General features: G+C 55.2%; 15 protein-coding genes. 6 read left to right on the top strand and 9 right to left on the bottom strand.

Annotated features, from left to right (window positions below):
• The first annotated feature begins 3 nt into the window (after nucleotides 1-3).
• The 5 genes from dtd to OQ371_RS14250 all read left to right on the top strand — a co-directional run bounded on the left by dtd (nucleotide 4) and on the right by OQ371_RS14250 (nucleotide 7,321).
• The gene (dtd, locus tag OQ371_RS14270; protein ID WP_265988691.1) at nucleotides 4-456 is read left to right on the top strand and encodes a D-aminoacyl-tRNA deacylase; all 453 of its coding nucleotides are present in this window, start codon (nucleotides 4-6) and stop codon (nucleotides 454-456) included.
• A gap of 421 nt (nucleotides 457-877) precedes the next feature.
• Nucleotides 878-4,150 carry a SusC/RagA family TonB-linked outer membrane protein gene (locus tag OQ371_RS14265; protein WP_265988690.1) on the top strand — a complete coding sequence of 1,091 codons (3,273 nt, stop codon included), beginning with the start codon at nucleotides 878-880 and terminating at the stop codon, nucleotides 4,148-4,150.
• A 17-nt stretch (nucleotides 4,151-4,167) separates the two neighbouring features.
• Nucleotides 4,168-5,964, top strand: coding sequence for a RagB/SusD family nutrient uptake outer membrane protein (locus tag OQ371_RS14260; protein WP_265988689.1), 1,797 nt, complete (start codon nucleotides 4,168-4,170; stop codon nucleotides 5,962-5,964).
• A 118-nt stretch (nucleotides 5,965-6,082) separates the two neighbouring features.
• Nucleotides 6,083-6,925 (top strand): endonuclease/exonuclease/phosphatase family protein, encoded by an 843-nt coding sequence (locus OQ371_RS14255; RefSeq protein WP_265988688.1) that lies wholly within the window; start codon nucleotides 6,083-6,085, stop codon nucleotides 6,923-6,925.
• A gap of 30 nt (nucleotides 6,926-6,955) precedes the next feature.
• The gene (locus OQ371_RS14250) at nucleotides 6,956-7,321 is read left to right on the top strand and encodes a DUF2237 family protein (protein ID WP_265988687.1); all 366 of its coding nucleotides are present in this window, start codon (nucleotides 6,956-6,958) and stop codon (nucleotides 7,319-7,321) included.
• Nucleotides 7,322-7,390: 69 nt separating this feature from the next.
• Here the strand turns inward: OQ371_RS14250 and OQ371_RS14245 are convergent, their stop codons facing one another.
• The 4 genes from OQ371_RS14245 to OQ371_RS14230 all read right to left on the bottom strand — a co-directional run bounded on the left by OQ371_RS14245 (nucleotide 7,391) and on the right by OQ371_RS14230 (nucleotide 14,154).
• Entirely contained in the window at nucleotides 7,391-8,833 is a 1,443-nt protein-coding gene (locus OQ371_RS14245; protein ID WP_265988685.1) for a RagB/SusD family nutrient uptake outer membrane protein, read from the bottom strand.
• Between the two features lie 12 nt (nucleotides 8,834-8,845).
• Nucleotides 8,846-12,436, bottom strand: a complete 3,591-nt coding sequence (locus OQ371_RS14240; RefSeq protein WP_265988684.1) for a SusC/RagA family TonB-linked outer membrane protein — start codon at nucleotides 12,434-12,436, stop codon at nucleotides 8,846-8,848.
• Complete coding sequence (locus OQ371_RS14235) at nucleotides 12,433-13,455, bottom strand: FecR family protein (protein WP_265988682.1); 1,023 nt, start codon at nucleotides 13,453-13,455, stop codon at nucleotides 12,433-12,435. Before OQ371_RS14235 ends, OQ371_RS14240 begins: the two co-directional genes overlap by 4 nt.
• Nucleotides 13,456-13,542: 87 nt before the next feature.
• Nucleotides 13,543-14,154, bottom strand: coding sequence for an RNA polymerase sigma factor (locus tag OQ371_RS14230; protein WP_265988681.1), 612 nt, complete (start codon nucleotides 14,152-14,154; stop codon nucleotides 13,543-13,545).
• A gap of 168 nt (nucleotides 14,155-14,322) precedes the next feature.
• Between OQ371_RS14230 and OQ371_RS14225 the strand changes: the two genes are divergently transcribed.
• Nucleotides 14,323-14,649, top strand: a complete 327-nt coding sequence (locus OQ371_RS14225; RefSeq protein ID WP_265988679.1) for a nucleotide pyrophosphohydrolase — start codon at nucleotides 14,323-14,325, stop codon at nucleotides 14,647-14,649.
• 70 nt (nucleotides 14,650-14,719) lie between these two features.
• Here OQ371_RS14225 and OQ371_RS14220 read toward each other — a convergent pair whose 3' ends face one another.
• The 5 genes from OQ371_RS14220 to OQ371_RS14200 all read right to left on the bottom strand — a co-directional run bounded on the left by OQ371_RS14220 (nucleotide 14,720) and on the right by OQ371_RS14200 (nucleotide 23,077).
• A complete protein-coding gene (locus OQ371_RS14220) occupies nucleotides 14,720-16,084 on the bottom strand; it encodes a M20/M25/M40 family metallo-hydrolase (protein WP_265988677.1) in 1,365 nt (454 codons plus the stop codon).
• Nucleotides 16,085-16,189: 105 nt separating this feature from the next.
• Nucleotides 16,190-17,590 carry a dihydrolipoyl dehydrogenase gene (gene lpdA, locus OQ371_RS14215; protein WP_265988675.1) on the bottom strand — a complete coding sequence of 467 codons (1,401 nt, stop codon included), beginning with the start codon at nucleotides 17,588-17,590 and terminating at the stop codon, nucleotides 16,190-16,192.
• Between the two features lie 125 nt (nucleotides 17,591-17,715).
• On the bottom strand, nucleotides 17,716-19,347 hold the full coding sequence (gene odhB / locus OQ371_RS14210; RefSeq protein ID WP_265988673.1) for a 2-oxoglutarate dehydrogenase complex dihydrolipoyllysine-residue succinyltransferase: 1,632 nt from the start codon (nucleotides 19,345-19,347) through the stop codon (nucleotides 17,716-17,718).
• A 55-nt stretch (nucleotides 19,348-19,402) separates the two neighbouring features.
• Nucleotides 19,403-22,162 carry a 2-oxoglutarate dehydrogenase E1 component gene (locus OQ371_RS14205; RefSeq protein ID WP_265988672.1) on the bottom strand — a complete coding sequence of 920 codons (2,760 nt, stop codon included), beginning with the start codon at nucleotides 22,160-22,162 and terminating at the stop codon, nucleotides 19,403-19,405.
• A gap of 246 nt (nucleotides 22,163-22,408) precedes the next feature.
• The gene (locus OQ371_RS14200; RefSeq protein WP_265988670.1) at nucleotides 22,409-23,077 is read right to left on the bottom strand and encodes a response regulator transcription factor; all 669 of its coding nucleotides are present in this window, start codon (nucleotides 23,075-23,077) and stop codon (nucleotides 22,409-22,411) included.
• Nucleotides 23,078-23,131: the final 54 nt, after the last annotated feature.

Here is a 23,131-nt window from a genome sequence, read left to right as displayed (position 1 = left end):
CCCGTGATTGCAGTTATTCAACGCGTTTCCGAAGCCTCCGTCACCATCGACGGACACGTAAAAGGCCAGATTGGCACTGGTTTTCTCATTCTGCTGGGCATCACTCACGAGGATACGCGCGAAGACCTCGACTGGCTCAGCAAAAAAATTGTTGGCATGCGGATTTTCGGCGATGCGGAAGGCAAAATGAACCTGGACCTGAAAGCCGTCGACGGCTCTATTCTGCTCATTAGCCAGTTTACGCTGCACGCCAGTACCAAAAAAGGCAACCGCCCGTCGTTCATCGAAGCCGCCCGGCCCGAGGTGGCCGTTCCCCTCTACGAACAAATGATCCAGCAGCTTTCGGCGGATTTGGGCAAACCAATCGAAACCGGTGAATTCGGGGCTGACATGAAAGTCTCCTTGCTGAACGACGGCCCGGTGACCATCCTCATCGACTCCAAAAACCGGCAGTAAGTACTCCGGCCAGTCAATCCGTCAAAATGTCAAGTAAACTTTTCTTCATTATTCTCCCGATTAAAATCACAATTTCTTAACCTGCCTCAGCGTCCGAAAAAGCCGCCAATCCTGTTTCTTCGCAGTTCAATTCCTAACACCCGATCCTGCTCCGCCGGAGCAATCGCCAGTGGCCACCAATTACTACGAGACTGGCCGAATTCAATACTAACTAGGAAGGCAGTTGATTATTTTCCACCGAAATGTGGACAAAAATGAATGTGTAACGCGCTCAAGAACCGAACGTTGAATTTTTTCAGTAAAATAAGCCGCTCCGAATACAGTAAAATAATCCCGACAACCCCTTGCTTTATTTTATCAAGACAAGCCCATCGTGGTCTGTCCTAGTGTCTAATAACCCAATTAGTTATCCAAGTTTTCTATGAAAAAACTCGTACGAAACGCGTGTTTTCTGGCTTTCCTGCTGACCTGCGATCAGGTTACAGGCTACGGCCAGACATTCGCTAGCGGCAGGCAACCGACCGATGCAAAAACCGCCGTCGCGGACGTCAGCATCGAAGGTCGCGTCGTCGACAGCGAAAAAGGTGGCGCCCTGCCCGGGGTCAGCGTTATCTTGAAAGGCTCTTCCAGGGGAACCACCACCGACGCCGACGGTGCTTACCGGCTGGTGGTACCTTCTACCGATGCCGTGCTGGTTTTTAGCTTTGTGGGCTACGAACCGCAGGAGGTTGTGGTGGGCAACCGCACGAGCTTGACGGTTTCCCTGAAACCAGACACCAAAACGTTGAGTGAAATTGTGGTGGTGGGGTACGGAACGCAGAAAAAAGTAAACCTGACCGGCGCGGTTGATCAGATCACGAGTGAGGTGCTCGACAACCGTTCGCTGCCCAACCTGACGCAGGGATTGCAGGGCACCATCCCCAACCTGAACCTGCGGATGGGCGACGGAAAACCCATTCAATCCCCGTCGTATAACATCCGGGGTACTACCTCGATTGGTCAGGGCGGGAACGCCCTGGTGCTGATCGATGGTGTGGAGGGCGACCCCAGCCGTTTGAACCCCAACGATGTGGCCTCGGTATCGGTGCTGAAAGACGCAGCTTCGGCGGCCATCTATGGAGCACGGGGCGCGTTCGGGGTGGTGCTGATCACGACCAAAAACCCGACGAAAGACCGGACCAGCGTTACGTATTCGCTGAACCATTCCATCAAAAGCCCCACGACAGTGCCGGATTTTGTGACCAACGGGTACACGTTTGCCAAAATGTTCAACGAGGGCTGGTCGGCCTGGAACGATTACTCACAAACGCCCCAGAACGTCAACAAAACCGTGCGGTTTTCTCCGGCTTACCTGGCGGAGTTTGAACGACGGAACAACGATCCCAGCCTGCCCAAAACGGACATTGATCCGGCCACCGGCGAATACGTTTATTACCACAACACCGACTGGTACAAGGAGTTGTATAAAAACCGGACCAGCGCAACGGAGCACAACCTCTCGGTATCGGGCAGCAGCGGAAAGGCGGATTTTTACGTAACCGGACGGTATTACGCGCAGAACGGTTTATTTCGCTACAATTCCGACGATTACAACATCCTGAGCTTGCGCGCCAAAGGGTCGGTGCAGGTATTTCCGTGGCTGAAGGTTGGTAACAACGCCGATTTTTCGTCCCTGAAATACCACAACCCGCTGAACGTCGGTGAAGGCGGTAGCATCTGGCGGAACATCTCGGACGAAGGCCATAACATGTCGCCGATGTTCAACCCGGACGGAACGCTGTCGTACTCAGCCGCTTACACCGTGGGCGATTTCTGGTACGGCAAGAACGGCATCGACATGGACCGGCGCGTTTTTCGGAACACCGCTGATTTTACGACCAATTTCTTCGATAACCAGTTTCGGATCAACGGTAACTTTACGTTTCAAACGACCGATAACAACGAATACCGTCGGCGGGTGCCGGTGCCCTACAGCCGCAAACCGGGCGTGATTGAATACGTGGGAACGAACACCAACGACCTGCAAAACATTTACCGCGAGACGCTCTACACGGCCACCAACCTCTACGCCGAGTACGAACCCAAGATCAACCAGAACCATTACGTGAAAGCGCTGGTGGGGTACAACTACGAAACGTCCAACTACCGCCGGCTGGAAGTAGTTCGGAACGGCTTGATTTACGAAGATGCAAATGACATAAACCTGGCGCTGGGTCAGGCCATTACGACGGGTGGCGGAAGCGACATCTGGGCCATCGTCGGTGGTTTTTACCGCCTGAACTACGGCTTCAAAGACCGGTATCTGCTGGAAGTAAACGGCCGGTATGATGGTTCGTCCAAGTTCCCGGCGGGTCAGCGGTATGCGTTCTTCCCGTCGGTATCGGCGGGTTGGCGCGTGGTTAACGAGCCGTTCTGGAAGGTATCGCCCAAAATTATTTCTGACCTGAAAATCCGGGGGTCGTACGGTTCGCTGGGAAATGGAACGATTGATTCGTACTCCTTCCAGGAGAAGTTTGCCATTTCACAATCAGGACGAATCCTGAACGGTACGCGTCCGCAGAAAACCGGTCAGCCGAGCGTAATTCCCGACGGCCTGACCTGGGAAACGTCCACCACCGCCGATCTAGGCCTGGATCTGGGTATGCTGAACAACCGCCTGACCCTGAACGCCGACGCCTACATTCGTAAAACGACCGATATGTTTACGGTTGGAATGACCCTGCCCGCCGTCTTTGGAACCGACATACCTAAGGGCAACTACGCCGACCTGACCACCAAAGGCTGGGAGGCCGTGCTGGCCTGGCGGGACAAGGCCAACCTTGGCGGCAAACCGTTCGGCTACGAAGTGCGGTTGACGATGGCGGATTACACCGCCCGGATCGACAAGTTCAACAACCCGTACCGGCGGTTGACGGATTATTACGCCGGTCAGACCGTGGGTGAAATCTGGGGTTACACCACCGACGGCTTCTTTACCTCGGAAGAAGACATTAAGAATTCGGCCAAGCAAACCTTATTCCGGGCATCGAGCACCGGCCAATGGCTGCCGGGCGACATCAAATTCCGGGATATTAACGGCGACGGTGTGATCAACAACGGCGACAATACCGTCGATAATCCGGGCGACCGCCGGGTGATCGGTAACTCGACGCCCCGTTACACGTACGGCATCATGCTCAATGCCGACTGGAACAGCTTCTTCTTCTCGGCCTTTTTTCAGGGCGTGGGCAAGCAGGACTGGTGGCCCGGTGCCGAAGCCGGGACGTTCTGGGGGCAGTACAACCGCCCCTACAACCGCCTGCCGACCTGGCACCTGGACAACATCTGGTCGCCCGAAAATCCGAACGCTTACCTGCCTCGCTACCGTGGCTACGTAGCCCAGAACGGTGCGGGTGAGCTGGCACAGGCGCAGACGAAATACCTGCAAAGCCTGGCGTACATGCGGTTGAAAAACATCCAACTGGGCTACAACCTGCCGAAACTGCTGATTAGCAAGGCGGGCATGAACAGCGCCCGGGTGTTTGTGTCGGCCGAAAACATCTGGACGCTGGCGTCGCTCTACAAACTGACGCGGGATCTGGACGTGGAAAGTGCCACCGAATCTGACCGGGTGCTGACCAACGGCTCGAGCGGAAACGGCCATAATTACCCGATTCTGAAAAGCTTCACGATGGGCCTTTCCGTAACCTTTTAATCGCTTTTAGGAACACCATGAAAGTACAACATATAGGAATTTTGCTGGCCGGTCTGTTTTTTGCCGGCTGTAGTGAACTGGAGCAGGTGCCCGAATCTACGGCCACCAAGGACGCCGTTTTCAGCAGTGAGAAAGGGCTGGAACTGTACGCCAACTCGTTTTACGACAACCTGACGAACCCGGATTTCAGCATTCTGCCAACGGCCAACACCGTTATCCGCAGCGACGAAATGGCGGATTTTGCCGCCCGGACGCAGGTGCCGGATTTCATTCGGGAAGGGGCTTACGGCCCCCGACAAAGCTCGGGTTGGGACTGGCGTGCATTGCGGAATATTAACTATTTCATCGAAAACACGACCAACCCGGCGGTTCCGGTGGAGGTCCGGCGGCATTACATCGGTCTGGCGCGGTTTTTCCGGGCGCTGTTCTACTTCGATAAAGTCAAACGGTTTGGCGATGTGCCCTGGATCAACAAAGCGATGACCGTAACGGACCAGGATTTGTACCGAGGACGGGACTCCCGCGTGATGGTGATGGACTCGGTGCTGGCCGACCTGAATTACGCCACCCAGAACATCCGGACCACCTCCGACAACTCGCGTACGCTGATCACCAAAGCCGTTGCCCAAGGTTTCAAATCCCGGATTTGCTTGTTTGAAGGCACGTTCCGGAAATACCACACCTCCTACAAACTCGAAGGGACGGCCGCCAAGTGGCTGACCGAAGCCGTAACAGCCTCCGAAGCGGTGATGAAAGAAGGCGGTTTCTCGCTCTACGAAGCGGGCGGAACCGACAAATCCTACCGCCAATTGTTTATCAACAAGACACCGATCACCAACGAAATCATGCTGTCGTCGGTTGTTGATCCAGCCCTGAGCGTGTTCAACGACGCCAACTGGTGGTGGACCAGCGCCACGTACGGCGCCCGCGTGAGCCTCACCCGCACGTTTGTGAACACCTACCTGAACAGCGATGGCACGCCGTTTACCAGCAAACCCGGTTACAAAACCCTCACGTTTGTAGAGGAAGTGAAAGGACGCGACAAACGGCTTTCGCAAACCATCCGGACGCCCGGCTATAGCCGGGTGAACGGCGGGGTAGCCGAGCCCGCTCCCCCGGTTTTCTCGTACACCTACACCGGCTATCAGCCGATCAAATGGACGCTGGACGACACATTTTACGACGGTGGCAGCCGCAACGACAACTCCATCTCGATCATGCGCTACGCCGAAATTTTGCTGAACTACGCGGAAGCTAAAGCCGAGTTAGGTACCTTTACCGACGCCGACTGGGCGCAAACGATCGGTGCGTTGCGGAAACGGGCCGGAATCACGGGCGGTCTGACGGCCCGGCCCGCGGTGGTTGATCCCTACCTGCAAGCCACTTATTTTCCGGGTATCGCCGATCCGTCGCTGCTCGAAATCCGGCGCGAACGGGGCATTGAACTGGCGCTGGAAGGATTCCGGTTCCCGGATCTGATTCGTTGGAAACGTGGGGAGTTGATGGAGCAGGTCTGGAACGGTTTCTACGTTCCGGCGCTCGACACTCCGCTGGATTTGAACGAAGACGGCAAAAACGACGTGGTGTTTTACAAAGTGAAACCGGCGACGCAACTGGCGGGAGTAACGTACATCAACGTGGCCGAAACCGTCAACGGCGTTCCGAATCCGCAGCGGTTGTCGAACGATACGTCCGGCGAACTGACCTGGCTGAGCAACATTCCACGCAAATGGAACGATAAATTTTACCTCTACCCCATTCCCGAAAACGACCGGCTGCAGAATCAGGAGCTGGGCCAGAATCCGGGATGGTAAAAGCTGCCTTATTTCGCGGAGGTAAGCAGCGCTAAAAAGAGTTAAGCGGAGCCTCTGCTCAACTCTTTTTAGCGCTGCTTACCTCCGCGATACAATTTTTCAATCTAACCAAAATCACATGAAACTGACCATCCTAATCCTGCTTTGTAGCATTTTAATGACCCAGGAATCCTTTTCCCAAAAAGACACCCCCATTACCATTGCCACCTATAACCTGCGGATGAACACCCAAAACGATGGAATCAACGCCTGGCCCAACCGTAAAGAAAATGTCAAGGCCCTGATTCGCTTTCACGAATTTGATCTGTTCGGCACGCAGGAAGGCTTCCGCGGCCAACTCGATGATATTGCCGAGCTGAACGAGTTTGCCTTTCTGGGCGCGGGCCGCGACGACGGTAAACAGGCCGGTGAGCACTCGGCGATTTTCTACAAAAAAGATCGTTTCAAAGTCTTGAAGTCCGGCGACTTCTGGCTGAGCGAAACGCCCGACAAACCCGGCAAAGGCTGGGATGCGACCTGCTGCAACCGCATCTGTTCGTGGGCTTATTTTCAGGATCTGACAACCAAAAAGAAATTCTACTTTTTCAGCGTTCACTTTGATCACCAGGGCGTCGAAGCGCGTCGGCAGTCGGGTAAGCTAATGGTGCAGAAAATCAAGGAAATTGCCAAGGATGAACCCGTGGTGCTGGTCGGCGACTTCAACTCAACACCGGAGACCGAGCAGATTCAGACCATCAAAACGCTGCTGGGCGATGCACACGATGTAACGAAAAACCCGCCCTACGGTCCTGAAGGCACATTTAACAGCTTTAAATTTGATGCGCCGATGAAAAATCGCATCGATTACATTTTCGTCAAAAAAGGCATTGACGTGCTGAAATACGGTGTTTTGACCGATGCGAAGGAACAACGGTATCCATCCGACCACCAACCGGTTGTGATCAAAGCCGTTATCCGCTAACTTGGGTGCCGTATCACCCCGATTTTGTTTATGGCTGCCCTGAATGTCAATGGTACTTCGCTGGAATGTTGCTGCACCAGACCAATGACCGGTTTTTTCCGCGACGGTTTCTGCCGCACGGACGAAGAGGATCAGGGACATCATCTCGTCTGCGCGATTGTTACCCAGCAATTTCTGGAATTTTCGCGCCGACGGGGCAACGACCTGATCACCCCGCGCCCCGAACTGCGCTTCCCCGGTCTGAAACCCGGCGACCGCTGGTGTCTGCACATCCTGCGCTGGCGGGAAGCCTACGAAGCGGGCGTGGCACCACCCATTCTGCTGGCCAGCACCCACGAACGGGCCCTGGACTACGTGACGGTCGATATGCTCCGAAAATTAGCCTTTGAAGAGTAAAGGAGCAGAGACGTGAGAAAAAGGAGTTTGATCTCTTGTCTCACGTCTCTGCTCCTTTGTCGTTCTTAGTTAATACCCCTGGTTCTGCGTGATCTTCGACCGATTGATGTCGATCTGGCTCTGCGGAATCGGGAATACCAGGTTGTTTTCGGTTAAATTGGTTTTGATACCGATGGCGGTCGCCTTGGCCTGCAGGATGGGCAGCGCCCGGCCCGTCCGGACCAGATCGAACCACCGGTGGCCTTCAAACGCCAGTTCGACGCGCCGTTCCTGCTCCAGTGTCATCCGCATGGCAGCCTGCGTACCGACCTCGGCAGCGGTTTTGGCCGCCAGTCCGGCCCGCGTCCGGATGCGATTCAAATACGGCAGGGCGTCGGCGGTATTTCCAGTTTCGTTCAGAGCTTCGGCGTACATCAGCAGCACATCGGCGTAGCGCAACACCGGCCAGTTGTCTTCTGAGTCGTTGTTCACCACGGGGGCGTCGCGGTATTTCCGAACGAAATTATAGTCTATTTTGGCTCCGCTGGTATTCGTATAACTGGTTGCCAGTGAAACATCCTTCCGCAGATCACCCGGCTCGTAAGCCGCAATCAGGTCCGGCGTCGGCTGGTTGTTACCCGCGCCCCCGAACTGAATGACCGCATTCCCCGAGTTTTCCGGCGCGTACTGGTTGGCGAAGTTGCTGCCCTCGCCGATGCTGCCCTTTTTGTACTGCACATCAAAAATCGACTCTTTGTGGTTCTTGTTCGACGCCTGGAAAACACTGGCGTAGCTCGGCAGCAACTCATACGTTCCGGCATCGATCACCTCTTTCAGCTTGCCAGCCGCATCCCGGTAATTCTTCCGGGTCAGATGCACTTTCCCCAGCAACGACTTGGCGGCTCCGCTCGTAGCCCGGCCCACGTTGGTTCCGGTGTAGGTTGCCGGCAGCGCGGCTTCGGCCTCCGTCAAATCCTTGATAATCTGCGCGTAGATATCCGCCACCGGTGTCCGGCTGTATTCGTAGCCTTCCTGTGGGTCAATGATTTCCTTAACAACCAGCGGCACATCGCCAAAAACGCGCACGAGGTTGAAATACATCAGCGCCCGCAAAAATTTGGCTTCTCCCAGAATCCGGCTTTTCAGGGCTTCGTCCATCGTCACGCCCGCGCTCCGGTCAATGATGGCATTGCAGCGGTAAATTCCCTTGTAACCGTCGCTCCAGCGGGTGGCCAGATACGGGTTGGTGGTTCGCAGGTAAAACTTGTCGAATTCGTCCTGATCCGTAACCGACCCCGACAACACCGGCCGCGTGTCGTCCGAGGGTACTTCCGACACGACGTAAAACTGGCCGTACTGTCCGTTCAGCTGGAGCGCTCCGTACGCACCGTTCAGGGCATTCAGCAGATCAGCACCGGTTTTGTAGAAGGTAGTGGTGCTAGCCTGCGAAATTGGCGATAATGCCAGAAATTCCTCTTTACAGCTCCCCAGCGTCAGGCTGAGCAGGGCAACAAACAAATAATTCCGTTTCATGAATGTGCAAGATTAAAGGCCAATGTTTACGCCAATTGTGTACGTACGGGCGAGCGGGTAGCTGCCGTAATCAACGCCACCGGTCAGCGGGCCTTCGTACCCACTCACCTCCGGATTATAGCCCAGGTATTTCGAAATAGTCAGGGCGTTCTGCACCCCGCCGTACAGCCGGATCGTTTGCAGTTTCGCCCGCTGGATCAGCGTTTTGGGCAGGTTGTAGCCAATCGTGATGTTCCGGATGCGGAAGTAGCTGCCACTCTCCACCCAGCGCGACGAAATCGCGTTGTTGTTTCCCGTTGTGCGCGAGTTGGCGCGGGGCGTGATGCCATCGCCGGGTTGCTCCGGTGAACGCCAGCGGTTTAGGGCCGTCGTCAGCGAGTTGGCGTTTCCTTCGAGGTTTTCGTAGAACCGGCGCGACAGGTTCAGAATGCTCGATCCCTGGACACCCTGCACGACAATTCCCAGATCAAACCCTTTGAAGGTGAAGGTATTGGTCATCCCGTAGATAAAATCCGGCTGATTATTGCCGATCAGGGTCCGGTCGTTGGCGTCAACTTTTCCGTCGCCGTTTACGTCTTCGTATTTCACATCACCCGGCCGCGAATCGGCAAAGTGCGGGTACGAATCCAGGTCGGCCTGATCGCGGAACACGCCGAGCTGGCGGTATCCGTAGAAGCTACCCAGCGGTTCGCCAATGACGGTAATGTTCGATTCGCCCACGCCCGTTCCGCTCCGGATGGGGTCGCCCGTGGGTCCGAGGGCCAGCACTTTGTTGCGGTTGAACGAGAAGTTCAGGTCTGTTGTCCAGCTAAATTCGCCGGTTAGGTTGCGGGTATTCAGGGCCAGTTCCAACCCTTTGTTCTCCACTTTCCCGATGTTCTTTACGGCGGTCGAGAAACCCGTCAGCGTTGGCACCTGCACGGCCAGCAACAGGTCCGTGGTAATGCGTTTGTAATAGTCCGCCGTTAAAAAAATGCGGTTGTTCAGCACGCCCAACTCCAGACCAATATCCGTTTGACGGCTTTTTTCCCAGGTCAGATTTTCGTTTCCGATGGTGTTGACGGCCAGACCGTTCGCCAGCGCGTTGCCCAGCACGTAGTTGTCCGCGCCCAACAGACCGATTGCCGGGTAGTTACTCGTGAAGGCGTTATTGCCCGAAATACCGTAGCTGGCTTTGAGCTTCAGTTCCGAAATAAAGCGGTTGTTTTTCAGGAACGACTCCTCCGACACCCGCCAGCCCACGGAAGCCGACGGGAACGTGCCCCAGCGTTTGTTGGACCCAAACCGCGACGAGCCATCGCGCCGGAACGATGCGTTGAATAGATACCGGTCGTTGAACGAATAGGCCACCCGACCAAAATACGACGCCAGCGACCACTGATCCCGCAGGTTACGCGACGCCGTTTCCGAGTTGTTGATCAGGGTTCCGGCGTTGATGGTTCGGACCAGATCGTTCGGGAAGTTGTTTGCATCGACCCGGGTGCGTTCAAAATCGTTCTTCTGACTTTCCAGACCCACCAACACCTCAAGGCGATGTTTCTGGGCAATTTCTTTCTGGTAGGTCAGCGTGTGGTTGGTCACCCAGTTCAGCTCCTCTGAGTTTTCCGCGTAGGCCGAATTGGGCGTCGGGGGCAGCAACTGATTCAGCGGCAGTGCTGACGTTCTGAACTGGTTTTGGCGTAGTTGGCGCACATCAGCCCCGATGGTTCCGCGGTACAGGACGTTGAACGGCAATTTTACTTCCGCGTAGGCGTTACCGAGTAACCGCGTGGTGCGGAGCCGGTTATCGACCTCGTAGATATTGGCGACGGGGTTGGTGATGCCCGGCCAGTCGTAGGGGGCTGCGTAAAACGCCTGGGAGTTGTAAACCGTGGTGCCCGGCTGGTAAATCGGAATAAACGGCGGCAGACTCAGGGCCGAGTTGATAATCCCGTTATCGGCCCAGTGCCGATCGGTATTAACGCGGTTTTCCACCGAGAACGACGGACTCAGGCTGATGCCCATTTTCAGGTACGAGGTCATCTGCGCGTCGATGTTCGTCCGAACCGTATACCGATCAATACCCGACCGTTTGATAATACCTTTCTGACTCAGGTAGTTACCCGACACCATGTACTGTACCTTGTCGCTCCCCCCCGACGCCGATAGCTGGTAGTTGCTCATAGGGGCGTTCTGAAAAATCATATCCTGGTAATTGTAGGTCGGCAGGCTGCCCGGGTCGTCGAAGTTCACGCCGGTAAACTCCCCACGCGGGTACCGGTACCGCTGTCCGGACGGGCGGGCGCTGTTTGGGTCTTCGATTTTAGCACCCGGCACGCGTTCGAGGTAAGCGTTGTTGAAGGCTTCCTTCGAGAACTCGGCATATTGCTGGGAATTCAGCATGTCCATCTTCTTGGTCACCTGCTGCACCCCGGTGTAGTAATCGAAGTTCAACCGTCCCTGACCGGATTTGCCGCGCTTGGTCGTCACCACCACCACACCGTTGGCCCCGCGCGACCCGTAAATGGCCGTCGCCGAGGCATCTTTCAGAATGTCAATCTTGTCGATGTCGTTCGGGTTGAGCAGGTTCAACCCACCGCCGTTGGCCAGATCGCCCGAGTTCAGCGGCTGGCCGTCGATCACCACCAGCGGTCCGTTTCCGGCGCTGATTGAGCCCAAACCGCGAATCTTGATGGACGGGCTGTTGCCCGGTGCCCCCGTGCTTTGCTGAATCAACACCCCCGGCAGGCGGCCCGTTAACCCTTCCACAATGTTCGGAACGGGCTGATCTTTGATGTTTTTGGTGCTGATCGAGGCAATTGAGCCGGTTACGTCGCGTTTTTGCTGCGTTCCGTAACCGACTACCACCACTTCGTTCAGCGTCTGGTCTGACCCTTTCAGGACGACGTTGATGGTTGACTGGCTCCCGACGGGCACCTCCTGGGTGACGTACCCGATAAAGCTAAATACCAGCGTACCGCCTTCGTTGGGAATAGCAACCGTGTAGGCTCCCGTTGCATCAGTGGTTGTGCCGCGGGTGGTTCCCTTCAAAGCGACGCTCACGCCCGGCAACCCTTCAGCGTTTTCTTCGGCAGTCACCCGGCCCGTAATCCGGCGTTCCTGAACCGGTGACTCCGGGGTTTGACGCACGATTAATGCCGTCGGAAGCATCGTCGGGCGTTCGCTTTCTATTCCGCCCGGGCGGGATTGCAGCGGTCCGTTTTCATCCGGTGGGGCCAACGTCGACTTCGCCCGACCCGTTTCGTCGCCGGCTTCGATGATAACATAATGCTGCTCCCCCACTTTGCGGAAGGTCAGCCCGTTGGGATTCAGGACGGCCTTTAAAACCGTTTCGCGGTCGGTTGCGGTCGGTACTGGTAAAGCAACGGTTTTATCGCGCAGAAGCTTGCGCTGGTAAGCAAACCGAATACCGTATTTGCGTTCCAGATCCAGCAAAACATCGGTCAACGCGCGAACCGCTGGCTTGGTGGTTCGGAGCGTCGGGGACAATTGGCGAGCCGGTCGGTGATGCGACGAGGCCAGCAATTGGGCTTCGGCCGTAGTCGCAAGACACCATACGCCCAGAATCACCAGTCGGATGGTGGTTGGCAGAGGGTTTTTCATTGATTTAATTGGGATAGCACTATTTGATTTTCGTTTTTACTGATTTGCAAGTGTAAGGTTGTGGCAATGAGCCGCAGCAGGAGGTCTGGTTGGTTGGCCGGAACCGTGCTCGTAAACCGTTCGTTCAGCAGCCGTTCATCGGGAATCGAAACCGTCAGGCCGTACTGGTCCTGCAACCGTTGCAGGATTTCGCGAAGCGGTTCGTCATCCAGCACCAGCAGGTTGTTGCGCCAGGCCACGTACCGGTGGGCATTGACCCGCCCCCGACGCACCGCTGCCTGGCCGTTTGCGGCTTCGACCAGATCACCCGGCTGCATCAGCACGTCGGGTTGCTGCCGCAAATCGACTCTGACCCGTCCTTCCTGCAGCACAACCTGCGTTCGGGTCCGGCGGGTGTTTACGTTGAAACGCGTGCCCAGCACCACCACATCGGCTTCGCCCGTATGGACTACAAAAGGCATCCGCTGGCCCGACGGCTTTTTGTTTACGTCAAAAAACGCTTCGCCGGTAAGCCGGACCTCGCGCCGGCCTTTTTCCTGCCAGTTTTTCGCCATTTCCAGGGTGGAGTTGGCGTTTAGCGTAACCACCGACCCGTCCGGCAAGCTGATCGTACGCACCTGACCGTAGGTAGTCCGGTAGGTAATCGGGGCGGTGATCCGGTCTAGGTACCACCCGCCCAAACCGGCCAGCGTCACGACCGCAACCGCTGCGGCATACCGATAGAAAGCCGTCCTCCAGATGAACCGCTTCGGCACCGGTTGCCAGGCTCGCTTTTTATGGAGAAGCCGTTGAAAAGAGGCATCAACGGCGCTGTCGGAGACATTTTGCCAGGTGGATTCCAACCCAATAACCAGCAAACGGGCCTGTTCCAGCGTCGTCTGCTGGTGGGGATAAACGGCTTTGAACGATTCCCAGAACTGATTCTGTTCCGGTGTCGGGTTTCGGATCCACCTTCGAAAATCCGGATCGCGGGCAAGGTCAATGATTTCGAGCGTTGCGTAATACTCCAGCGGTTTCATGCCATGTGGTGAGGTCAATCAACCGTAAGAGAAGGAAGCCGGGAGTTTGTAGTATGAAAAAAGGAAAAATTTGCAGAAAAATTTCAGCTATTGCTCATTGAGCAGACTAATCCACCAGAGCAGAACCGGCCAATCGGTTGCCAGGCGTTTGCGCAGGACGCTCAGGGCCTGGTAAAGCTGGGTACGGGCCGTGTTGTAGGTAATGCTCATGATGGCGCAAATTTCGTCGTAGTTTAAGTCTGTGTAGTAGCGAAGGTACAGCACTTCCTGCTGCCGGGGCGACAGGGTTTTGAAAGCCCGTTCGATCTGCGCACGTTGCTCCCGATTCAGGGTATCCTCCACCAACCGGTCCTCCGAGGAAGGTTCGGTAGCCACCAGGCCGAATGGCTCCTCACGGTCGACGGTCGCAAACCGCCGTTGGTGTTCGGCCAGCTGCGTTACCAGCCGGTTGCGGAAGGCTTTGAGAATGTAGGACTGAATGGATTGCGGCTGCGTCAGCGTCTGACGATACTTCCACAAGTCGATAAACACATCATGAATGGCATCTTCGGCGGTGGCGGCATCGCTGCCAAACCGTCGGCCGTAGTTCAGCAAATGCCGGTAATACGTTGAATACAAAGCCGCAAACGCCGACTCACTTCCCTCCCGGAAAGCATTCCAGTGGATCAGATCATTCGACGTGTCGGGACGGTGGCTCATCAGCATAGGTGCAACTTAATCCGTAAAGAGCATGGATGAGCAAACCTAACCGGCTTCCGTAAAAATTGGTCTTATTTACCGATTAACGGGGTTGGCCGTCGCACCTATCGGCCAGAAGAAATAGCTTTGTCTTTTTGAACTGGTAAAACCGCAAACAGCTCCTTTCAAATGACCTTACGCGAAGCGCAGGATACCGTTGATGAGTGGATCAAAACCATCGGCGTCCGTTATTTCAACGAACTTACCAACATGGCAATACTGACGGAGGAAGTCGGCGAAGTGGCCCGGATCATCGCCCGGCGCTACGGCGAACAGTCGGAGAAGGAGTCCGATAAGAGCAAAGACCTGGGCGATGAAATGGCCGATGTGCTGTGGGTGCTGATCTGCCTGGCCAATCAGACCGGGGTGGATTTGACGGCGGCTTTTCAGAAAAATCTGGAGAAGAAAACCGTTCGGGATGCGACGCGGCACCGGGATAATGAGAAGCTGCAGTGAACGTTGTTTCGCGGAGTTGAGCGGAGCACCAAGCGGAACCTCCGCTCAACTCCGCGAAACAAGTATCTTTTTATAACCCGTGCTGATCCAGCAAATAAACCAGGGCCGCCATGGAAGCCGCGCCAAGCTCCAGCTCCCGTTTGTTGACGCCTTCAAACCGGTCGATGCCCGTGTGGTGGAAATCAAAATACCGTTGGGAGTCCGGCTTAAAGCCAAACAACACCGTGCCGAGCTGCGCCAGGGGGCCAATGTCGGCCCCACCCGACCCCGCACCAATCTCGTGTAAGCCGTAGGGAGCCAGCAGTGGTTTCCACGACATGGCTTTGGCCCGTTGCTCCGGCGTCCCGACAATGCCAAACCCACGGGGCGTAAAGCCACCGTTGTCGGATTCGACGGCGGCCAGGTGCTTTTCGTTATTCTTTTTGGCGTAGTCGGCATAGCCGATGCCCCCCCGCAAGCCGTTTTCTTCGTTCATGAACATCACCGCCCGGAGGGTCCGTTTCGGTTTGATGCCGAGTGCTTTCATCGCCCGCAGCACCTCAATGGATTGCATGCAGCCGGACCCGTCGTCGTGGGCGCCCTGCCCCAAATCCCACGAATCGAGGTGCCCACCTACCACGATGATTTCATCCGGTTTTTCGGAGCCTTTTATTTCGCCAACGACGTTGTAAGATTTGGCGTCGGGCAACGTTTCGCAATTCTGTTTGAAATAAAACGTCAGCCCGGGGTTTTGCTTCAGCAGCTTGCTGAGCAATTCCGCGCCATTGGTGCTGATGGAAGCCGCCGGAATCAGCGGAACACCGGTCGCGTAGCGCATACTACCGGTATGTGGGTTGTCGTCGAGCGCCGTGGTCATCGACCGAACGATCACGCCCACGGCCCCGAGTTTAGCGGCTTCGGTCGCGCCATTGCCCCGCTGATCAACGGCTCCGGCGTAGGCTTCGAACGTATTGAGTTTGGTCGGGTCCATTGGGCGGTTATAAAGGACAATTTTGCCTTTAACCTTGTCTGCTCCCAACTCCCGCAGCTCCTGAAAATTTTTCACTTCAATAACCTGCGCTTGAATCCCCTTTGGGGGTGTAGCAACAGAACCGCCCAGGGCCGCAATGGGAACCGCTGTTTTCTGCTTTCCATTCTGAACGTAAGCGACTTCCTTCGCACCACGCACCCAATGCGGCACCATCACTTCCTGCAAAAACACCCGGTCGAAGCCCTGCTGTTCCATCAGTTGCTTGGTCCAGTCGACGGCTTGCTGCGCCCCGGCCGAACCGCTCAGGCGCGGACCGATCTGCTGGGTCAAATGCCGTAGCCACTCGTAGGACGGGCTGTTGTTCAACACTTCGTTGTAGATTTTCCGGATGGTGACCGAGTCGGTTGTTTGGGCATAAACTCCGGTTGCAAAAAGGCAGAAAGCAAGAAGTATTAGTTTTTTCATGGGATGAAGGGGTATTCACTAAAAAAGAAAAACCCCGCTTGATTTCCAAAGCGGGGCGGAAAAACATCCGATAAGTCCTATTGACTACCAGCTAATTCCAATTGATTACATGTGAATGGCCCGGTTTTCGGTCGCGGCCAGACAGGCTTCCTTGATGGCTTCCGTGTAGGTCGGGTGCGCGTGCGAGATCCGTGCGATATCTTCCGCCGAAGCCCGGTATTCCATCGCGACAACGCACTCCGCGATCATATCGGCAGCGCGGGCACCAATGATGTGCATGCCCAGAATTTCGTCGGTTTGCTTGTCGGCCAGCACTTTCACCAGCCCGTCTATATCCATCGAAGCGCGGGCGCGGCCCAGGGCTTTGTACGGGAACGACCCCACTTTGTAGGCCCGGCCCTCCTGCTTGAGTTCTTCTTCCGTAAAGCCCACGCTGGCCACTTCCGGCCAGGTGTATACTACGCCCGGAATCAGCCGGTAGTTGACGTGCGGCTTCTGTCCCGCCAGCGTTTCAGCCACGAAAACACCTTCCTCCTCGGCTTTGTGCGCCAGCATCGCCCCGCGAATCACGTCGCCGATGGCGTAGATGTTTGGCACCTTTGTCCGCAGGTGATCGTCCACTTCGATGCGGCCCCGGTTGTCGACGGCCAGACCAGCCGCTTCCAGATTCAGACCGTCGGTGTACGGGCGACGACCAACGGAAACGAGGCAGTAATCACCTTCGATGGTGATTTGTTCACCTTTCGGATTGTCGGCTTTCACCACCACCCCCTCACCGGTATTTTCCACGCTGGTGACTTTGTGGCTGAAGTAGAACTCGGCCCCCAGCTTTTTAACGGCTTTCTGCAGTTCTTTGCCCATCGTTTTGTCCATCGTCGGAATCATTGAATCCGCAAATTCGACAAACGAAACTTTGGAACCGATGCGGGCGTAAACCGACCCCAGCTCCGCGCCAATCACGCCGGCTCCGATTACGATCAGGTGTTTGGGCACTTCCTGTAACGTCAGGGCTTCGGTGGAGGTGATGATGCGCTTCTTATCAATCGGCATCGACGGAAACGACGACGGTTTAGAACCGGTAGCGATGATAAAATTCTTGGCCGTGATCTGCTCCTCGCTGCCGTCGTCCTTCTTCACCTTCAACGTGTTGGCATCGGCAAAGGAGCCAAATCCCTGATGAACCGTGATTTTGTTCTTTTTCATCAGGAACGAGATACCGGTTACGTTGGCTTCCACGACTCCCTCCTTCCGCTTGATCATCTGGGGCAGATCAACCTGAAGGTCGGCCAGCTTGATACCGTGTTCGGCGAACGTGTGGGCCGCGTTGTAAAAATGCTCCGAGGAATCGAGCAGGGCTTTGGACGGAATACAGCCAACGTTCAGGCAGGTACCGCCCAACGTTTTGTATTTTTCTACGATGGCCGTTTTCATGCCCAACTGTGCGCAGCGAATTGCTGCCACATAGCCGCCGGGCCCGGAACCAATGACGATAACGTCGTATTGCATAAAATTGTAAAGCTTTTTGCCAGTAAATTAGCTATAAACAAACGTAGGACGGACTTTAAAATCATCTCTGCGCCAGACCGGTTGTCTGAAGCAAAGACGGCTTTACAATCCGTCCTACCAATACGTTAAACGCCCAGTAAAATCCGCGCCGGATCTTCCAGCAATTGTTTTACCCGGACCAGGAAGCTCACAGAATCTTTACCGTCAATGATGCGGTGATCGTACGACAACGCCACGTACATCATGGGACGAACAACGATTTCACCGTTCACAACTACCGGACGCTCAACGATGTTGTGCATTCCCAGAATGGCCGACTGGGGTGCGTTGATAATCGGCGTCGACAGCATCGAACCGAAAATACCACCGTTGGTGATCGTAAACGTTCCGCCGGACATCTGCTCGATGGTCAGTTTGTTGTCCCGCGCCAGGCCCGCCAGACGAATGATTTCCTTCTCGACGGCGGCAAAGTCCATGCTTTCGGCGTTCCGGATCACCGGGACTACCAGCCCCCGTTCCGTTGAAACGGCAATCGACACATCGCAGTAGTCGTTGTAAACGATCGAATCACCGTCGATCATGGCGTTCACATTCGGGAAGTCCTGCAGGGCAATGCAAACCGCCTTCGTGAAGAACGACATAAAGCCCAGACCAACCGCGTGTTTGTCCTTGAACTTGTCTTTGTATTTGGCCCGCAGATCCATGATCGGCTTCATATCAACCTCGTTGAAGGTTGTCAGCATGGCCGTTTCATTTTTCACGGCTACCAACCGCCGGGCGATGGTTTTCCGCAGGGAAGTCATCCGCTCGCGCCGTTGTCCCCGGTTGCCGGTGCCGGAAACCGCTGCCGGTGCCGCTGGGGCCGGAGCCGGTTTGGAAGCCGGGGCAGCCGCCGGTTGCGGAGCGGGTGCTGGTGCGGCTTTTTCGGCCTTCACCGCGTCTTCTTTTGTGATGCGGCCGCCAATGCCCGTGCCGTTCACTTCTTTCGGATCTATGCCTTTTTCGGCCAGAATCTTAGCCGCAACCGGTGACGGATGATTGGCAGCGTATCCTTGTTCGCCGGATTGAGCGGCTGCCGGCTGGGCAGCCGGTTGAGGTGCCGGGGCTGCGGGTTGAGAAGCAGGCTGGGCGGCACCCGCGCCCACTTCGATCCGGCAGATTACGGCGCCAATCGCCAGCGTTGATCCGGCTTCGGCCACAATCCGGAGTGTTCCGGCGGCTTCAGACGGTAATTCGAACGTTGCTTTGTCGGATTCCAGTTCGCACAGAACTTCGTCCAGCTCCACTTTGTCACCGTCTTTTTTATTCCAGGAGGCAATCGTTACTTCCGTAATTGATTCGCCCACCGGGGGAACTTTCATTTCTACGGTTTTAGCCGCTGAATCCGTTGCGGGTTCCGGAGCAGGAGCCGGTTGCGGAGCGGGCTCGGACTTAGCCGGTTCAGGCTGCGCAGCCGCCGGTTGTTCAGCGGGTTTGGCCGCAGCCGGGGCTTCTGCTTTGGGAGCTTCACCGTTGGACGCTCCCGCAGCGTCAATGGTACACAGTACGGCACCGATGGGCAACACATCGCCTTCCTGAGCCAGGATGTGCAACACACCATCGGCTTCTGCCGGAAATTCAAACGATGCCTTATCCGATTCCAGTTCGCACAGCACCTCGTCTCTCTTTACCGAATCCCCCTCTTTCTTATGCCATGCACCAACCGTTACTTCCGTAATCGACTCCCCAACCGGGGGTACTTTCATTTCTATTGCCATTTTCTCTTCGTTTTCAGTTGTCAGCTATCTGTGCGTTCAGGATAACTGTAAAACCTTATTCAAACGCCCGGCGGATGATGTCGGCCTGTTCCTGACTGTGAACTTTGGAATACCCGGTTGCCGGTGACGCACTGTTTTTCCGCGTGATGCCGCGCAGTTTCAGTTCCGGCACCGTACGCAGCAGGTACGTCCATGCACCCATGTTCGACGGTTCTTCCTGCACCCACACCAATTCCGCATTTTTACCGTATTCTGCCAGAATGGCATCAAGCTGTTTTTGCGGGAACGGATGTAACTGCTCCAACCGAACGACGGCCACATCGTCACGCTTGTCGGCCTGTTGTTTTTCGAGTAATTCGTAATAAATCTTACCCGTACAGAGCAGGACTCGTTTTACTTTCTTGCCAACTGCGAACGGATCGGGCAACACTTCCTTAAAAGTACCTTTGGTAAGATCTTCCAGCGACGAAACTACTTGTGGGTGCCGCAATAAAGATTTCGGTGACATCACCACCAGCGGTTTCCGGAACTGCCAGGTCAACTGCCGACGCAGCAGGTGGAAGAAGTTGGCCGGCGTGGTCACGTTGGCAACCACCATGTTGTATTCCGCCGAGAGTTGCAGATACCGTTCCGGACGGGCGTTGGAGTGTTCCGGCCCCTGGCCTTCGTAACCGTGGGGCAACAACATCACCAGACCGTTCATGAGTCCCCATTTCGATTCGCAGGAGGAAACAAACTGGTCGATGATGACCTGCGCTCCGTTGGAGAAGTCCCCAAACTGAGCTTCCCAAATCACCAGCGCGTGGGGATTGGCCATGGAGTACCCGAACTCAAAGCCCAGTACACCGTATTCCGACAGCAGCGAATTGTAGATCTGAAGCTTCTGCTGGCTCCCCTCGATGTGGTCGAGCGAATTGTAGGATTCGTTGGTTTCCGAATCGTGCAGAACGGCATGGCGGTGCGAGAACGTTCCGCGCTGCACATCCTGTCCGCTCAGACGAACCACTTTATTTTCGAGCAGAATCGAACCGTAGGCCAGCAACTCCGCCGTTCCCCAGTTAACCTGCTTCGTTTCGAACAACATTTGCCGACGGTCTTTCAGCAGTTTTTCAATCTGCTTCAACGGTTTGAAACCGTTTGGAACCGACACCAAGGCGTTGCCGACTTTCTCAAGCACGTCCATGGCTACCCCGGTTTCGGGCGACTGGTCGAAGTCTTCCGGCTGGCTCACGCGCAACTCCGCCCACTCGCGGTCGAGCCGCAACGGTTTGTACGGAATTTCGGCTTTCTGCTTCACCATGTCGAGCCGGTCCTGCAACTCCTTTTTAAACTCAGCGTCCATGTTGGTCGCCAGTTCGGCATCCACCTCGCCCCGCTCAATTAGGCTTTTGTTATAAATCTCCCGCGGATTGGCGTGTCTTTCAATGGTGCTGTACAACGTCGGCTGCGTAAACTTCGGCTCGTCGGACTCGTTGTGGCCGTACCGACGGTAGCAAACCATGTCGATAAAGACGTCCCGGTTAAATTTCTCCCGAAACTCAATGGCGAGTTTCACGCAGAAAATAACCGCTTCCGGATCGTCACCGTTGACGTGGAAAACCGGCGCGTCGATGATTTTGGCAACATCCGAACAGTAGATCGACGAACGGGCGTCTTCAAAGTCGGTTGTAAAACCAATCTGGTTGTTGATTACAAAGTGAAGTGTTCCCCCGGTTTGGTAACCGGCCAGCTTTGCCATTTGGGTTACTTCGTAAACAATTCCCTGCCCGGCCACAGCCGCGTCGCCGTGGATCAGGATTGGCAGGATTTTGTCGTAATTCCCGGCGTATTCTTCGTCAGCCTGCGCCCGCACAAACCCTTCGATAATCGGGTTGACGGCTTCGAGGTGCGACGGGTTCGGCGCCAGTTTCACGCTGACCTGCTTGCCCGACGCGGTTTCGATCAGGCTCGAATAGCCCAGGTGGTATTTTACGTCGCCATCGCCAAAAACCTGGTCGGGCACGTTGCCTTCGAAACCACTGAAGACAGCCTCGTACGACTTGCCGAGGATGTTTACCAGCACGTTCAAACGACCACGGTGCGCCATCCCGATCATGACTTCTTCAACACCCAGTTCCCCGGCGTGGTTGATGATGGCATCGAGCGCCGGAATGGTGGTTTCCCCTCCTTCGAGTGAAAACCGCTTCTGACCTAAATATTTAGTATGCAGAAAATTCTCAAAAACCGTTGCTTCGTTCAGTTTTTTCAAAATCCGCTTTTTCTCTTCCAGCGTGGGATCGAACACCAGCGCTTCTTTTTCGATTTTATTGCGCAGCCAGTTCTTCACGTCGATCTCGCGGATGTACATGTACTCAAAACCAATGGTTCCGGCGTAGATCTTTTCCAGCGATTCCATGATTTTCCGCAAAGAGCTCGGCCCGATTCCCAGCAGGTTACCGGCTTCAAACACCGTGTCGAGATCGGCTTCCGACAGGGCGTAATCTTCCAGACCGATCCGCGGATTGCGGTCTTTCCGATCCCGAATGGGGTTGGTTTTGGCCAACAGGTGGCCCCGTGAGCGATACGCTTTAATCAGGCTGGCTACTGATACTTCTTTTTCAGCGTGCTTGGTGTCGATTACGGGTTTTGTAGCTGCTTCGCCGTTGGTGTGGCCGTTGGTTCCGTTGCCACCTTCACTATACGACTGGGAAAACTCAAAACCCTCAAAAAATTTTTGCCAGCTTTCATCTACCGATCCAGGGTCTTGTTTATAAGCCCGGTATAAATCGTCGATGTAGGCTGCTTCAGAATTAGCTATATACGAGAATCTGTCCATAATTCGGGATCACCCTTGTTCGATTGGCAAAGTTAAATGATTCAAATAGAAAGATTGTCTACTATTTATTCAATTCTTTACGAATAGACTCAGGTTTTATTTTGGTAACAACACCGGTTGCAAATAAGTTGAAAAAAAGGCGTTAAGCGAAATGGGACGCCGGCCAATAAAGAAGCGGGGCGGAAAGGAGCAGGGAATCCCAACCGGTCCCCTACTCCTTTCCGCCCCGCTTTCTCTTTTCCGGTATTAAACCAAGTTATTTTTGAAGGCGTAGGCCACCATTCCGGCGGTATTTTTAGTCCCGGTTTTTTCCAGTATCCGCAGCCGGTGCCCTTCGACCGTGCGCGGGCTCAGGAAGATTTTCTCGCTGATTTCGGCCGTCGATAATCCTTCACAGATTAGCTTCAACACTTCTTTTTCGCGCTCCGACAGCAGCACTTTGCTGTTGTAAAGCGTCGAGGTCTGCGGATTCTTGATGACGGTAGTTGGTTTGTTCACCATTTTCCGGTGCATCACCTTCGACACAAAGTCGTTGAGGTAGACGCCGTCGTCCATTACCCGGTGAACGGCTTTTTCCACCTCGTCCAGATCGGCATCCTTCAGCACGTAGCCGCTAACGCCTTTTTCGAGCAGGTGCAACACGAAACGGTCCTCGTCGTGCATCGTCAGCATGATAATGCGAACATCGGGATGGTTTTCGCGAATGTATTCGGTGGTAGCGATGCCGTCCATAACCGGCATTTCGAGGTCGAGCAACACCACATCGGGCATCCGGCGGGTCAGCTTGTCGATCAGTTCCTGGCCGTTGCTGGCTTCGAGTACCAGCTCAAAGTCCGGCACCTGGCTCAGTACGGAAGCCATTCCCTTGCGGAATAAATTATGATCGTCGGCGAGGGCAATCTTGATCTTTTTCATAGTAAGGGGTGGCTTGGAGCTTGTAACGTTTGTGGCTAGCGGCTTAATGGGTAA

The organism is Larkinella insperata, from assembly GCF_026248825.1.
Classification (GTDB): domain Bacteria; phylum Bacteroidota; class Bacteroidia; order Cytophagales; family Spirosomataceae; genus Larkinella; species Larkinella insperata.
The sequence above is the reverse complement of the archived record's forward strand: the minus strand, read 5'-3'. Positions and strand labels throughout refer to the sequence as shown.

Bases quoted from the DNA above. Each gene is read 5' to 3' on its own strand.
- OQ371_RS14255 (WP_265988688.1), top strand. From the start codon at position 6,083: ATGAAACTGACCATCCTAATCCTGCTTTGTAGCATTTTAATGACCCAG.
- OQ371_RS14265 (WP_265988690.1), top strand. From the start codon at position 878: ATGAAAAAACTCGTACGAAACGCGTGTTTTCTGGCTTTCCTGCTGACC.
- lpdA (WP_265988675.1), bottom strand. From the start codon at position 17,590: ATGCAATACGACGTTATCGTCATTGGTTCCGGGCCCGGCGGCTATGTG.
- OQ371_RS14200 (WP_265988670.1), bottom strand. From the start codon at position 23,077: ATGAAAAAGATCAAGATTGCCCTCGCCGACGATCATAATTTATTCCGC.
- OQ371_RS14245 (WP_265988685.1), bottom strand. From the start codon at position 8,833: ATGAAACGGAATTATTTGTTTGTTGCCCTGCTCAGCCTGACGCTGGGG.
- OQ371_RS14205 (WP_265988672.1), bottom strand. From the start codon at position 22,162: ATGGACAGATTCTCGTATATAGCTAATTCTGAAGCAGCCTACATCGAC.
- OQ371_RS14235 (WP_265988682.1), bottom strand. From the start codon at position 13,455: ATGAAACCGCTGGAGTATTACGCAACGCTCGAAATCATTGACCTTGCC.
- OQ371_RS14260 (WP_265988689.1), top strand. From the start codon at position 4,168: ATGAAAGTACAACATATAGGAATTTTGCTGGCCGGTCTGTTTTTTGCC.
- OQ371_RS14250 (WP_265988687.1), top strand. From the start codon at position 6,956: ATGGCTGCCCTGAATGTCAATGGTACTTCGCTGGAATGTTGCTGCACC.
- OQ371_RS14225 (WP_265988679.1), top strand. From the start codon at position 14,323: ATGACCTTACGCGAAGCGCAGGATACCGTTGATGAGTGGATCAAAACC.
- OQ371_RS14230 (WP_265988681.1), bottom strand. From the start codon at position 14,154: ATGAGCCACCGTCCCGACACGTCGAATGATCTGATCCACTGGAATGCT.
- odhB (WP_265988673.1), bottom strand. From the start codon at position 19,347: ATGGCAATAGAAATGAAAGTACCCCCGGTTGGGGAGTCGATTACGGAA.
- OQ371_RS14220 (WP_265988677.1), bottom strand. From the start codon at position 16,084: ATGAAAAAACTAATACTTCTTGCTTTCTGCCTTTTTGCAACCGGAGTT.
- OQ371_RS14240 (WP_265988684.1), bottom strand. From the start codon at position 12,436: ATGAAAAACCCTCTGCCAACCACCATCCGACTGGTGATTCTGGGCGTA.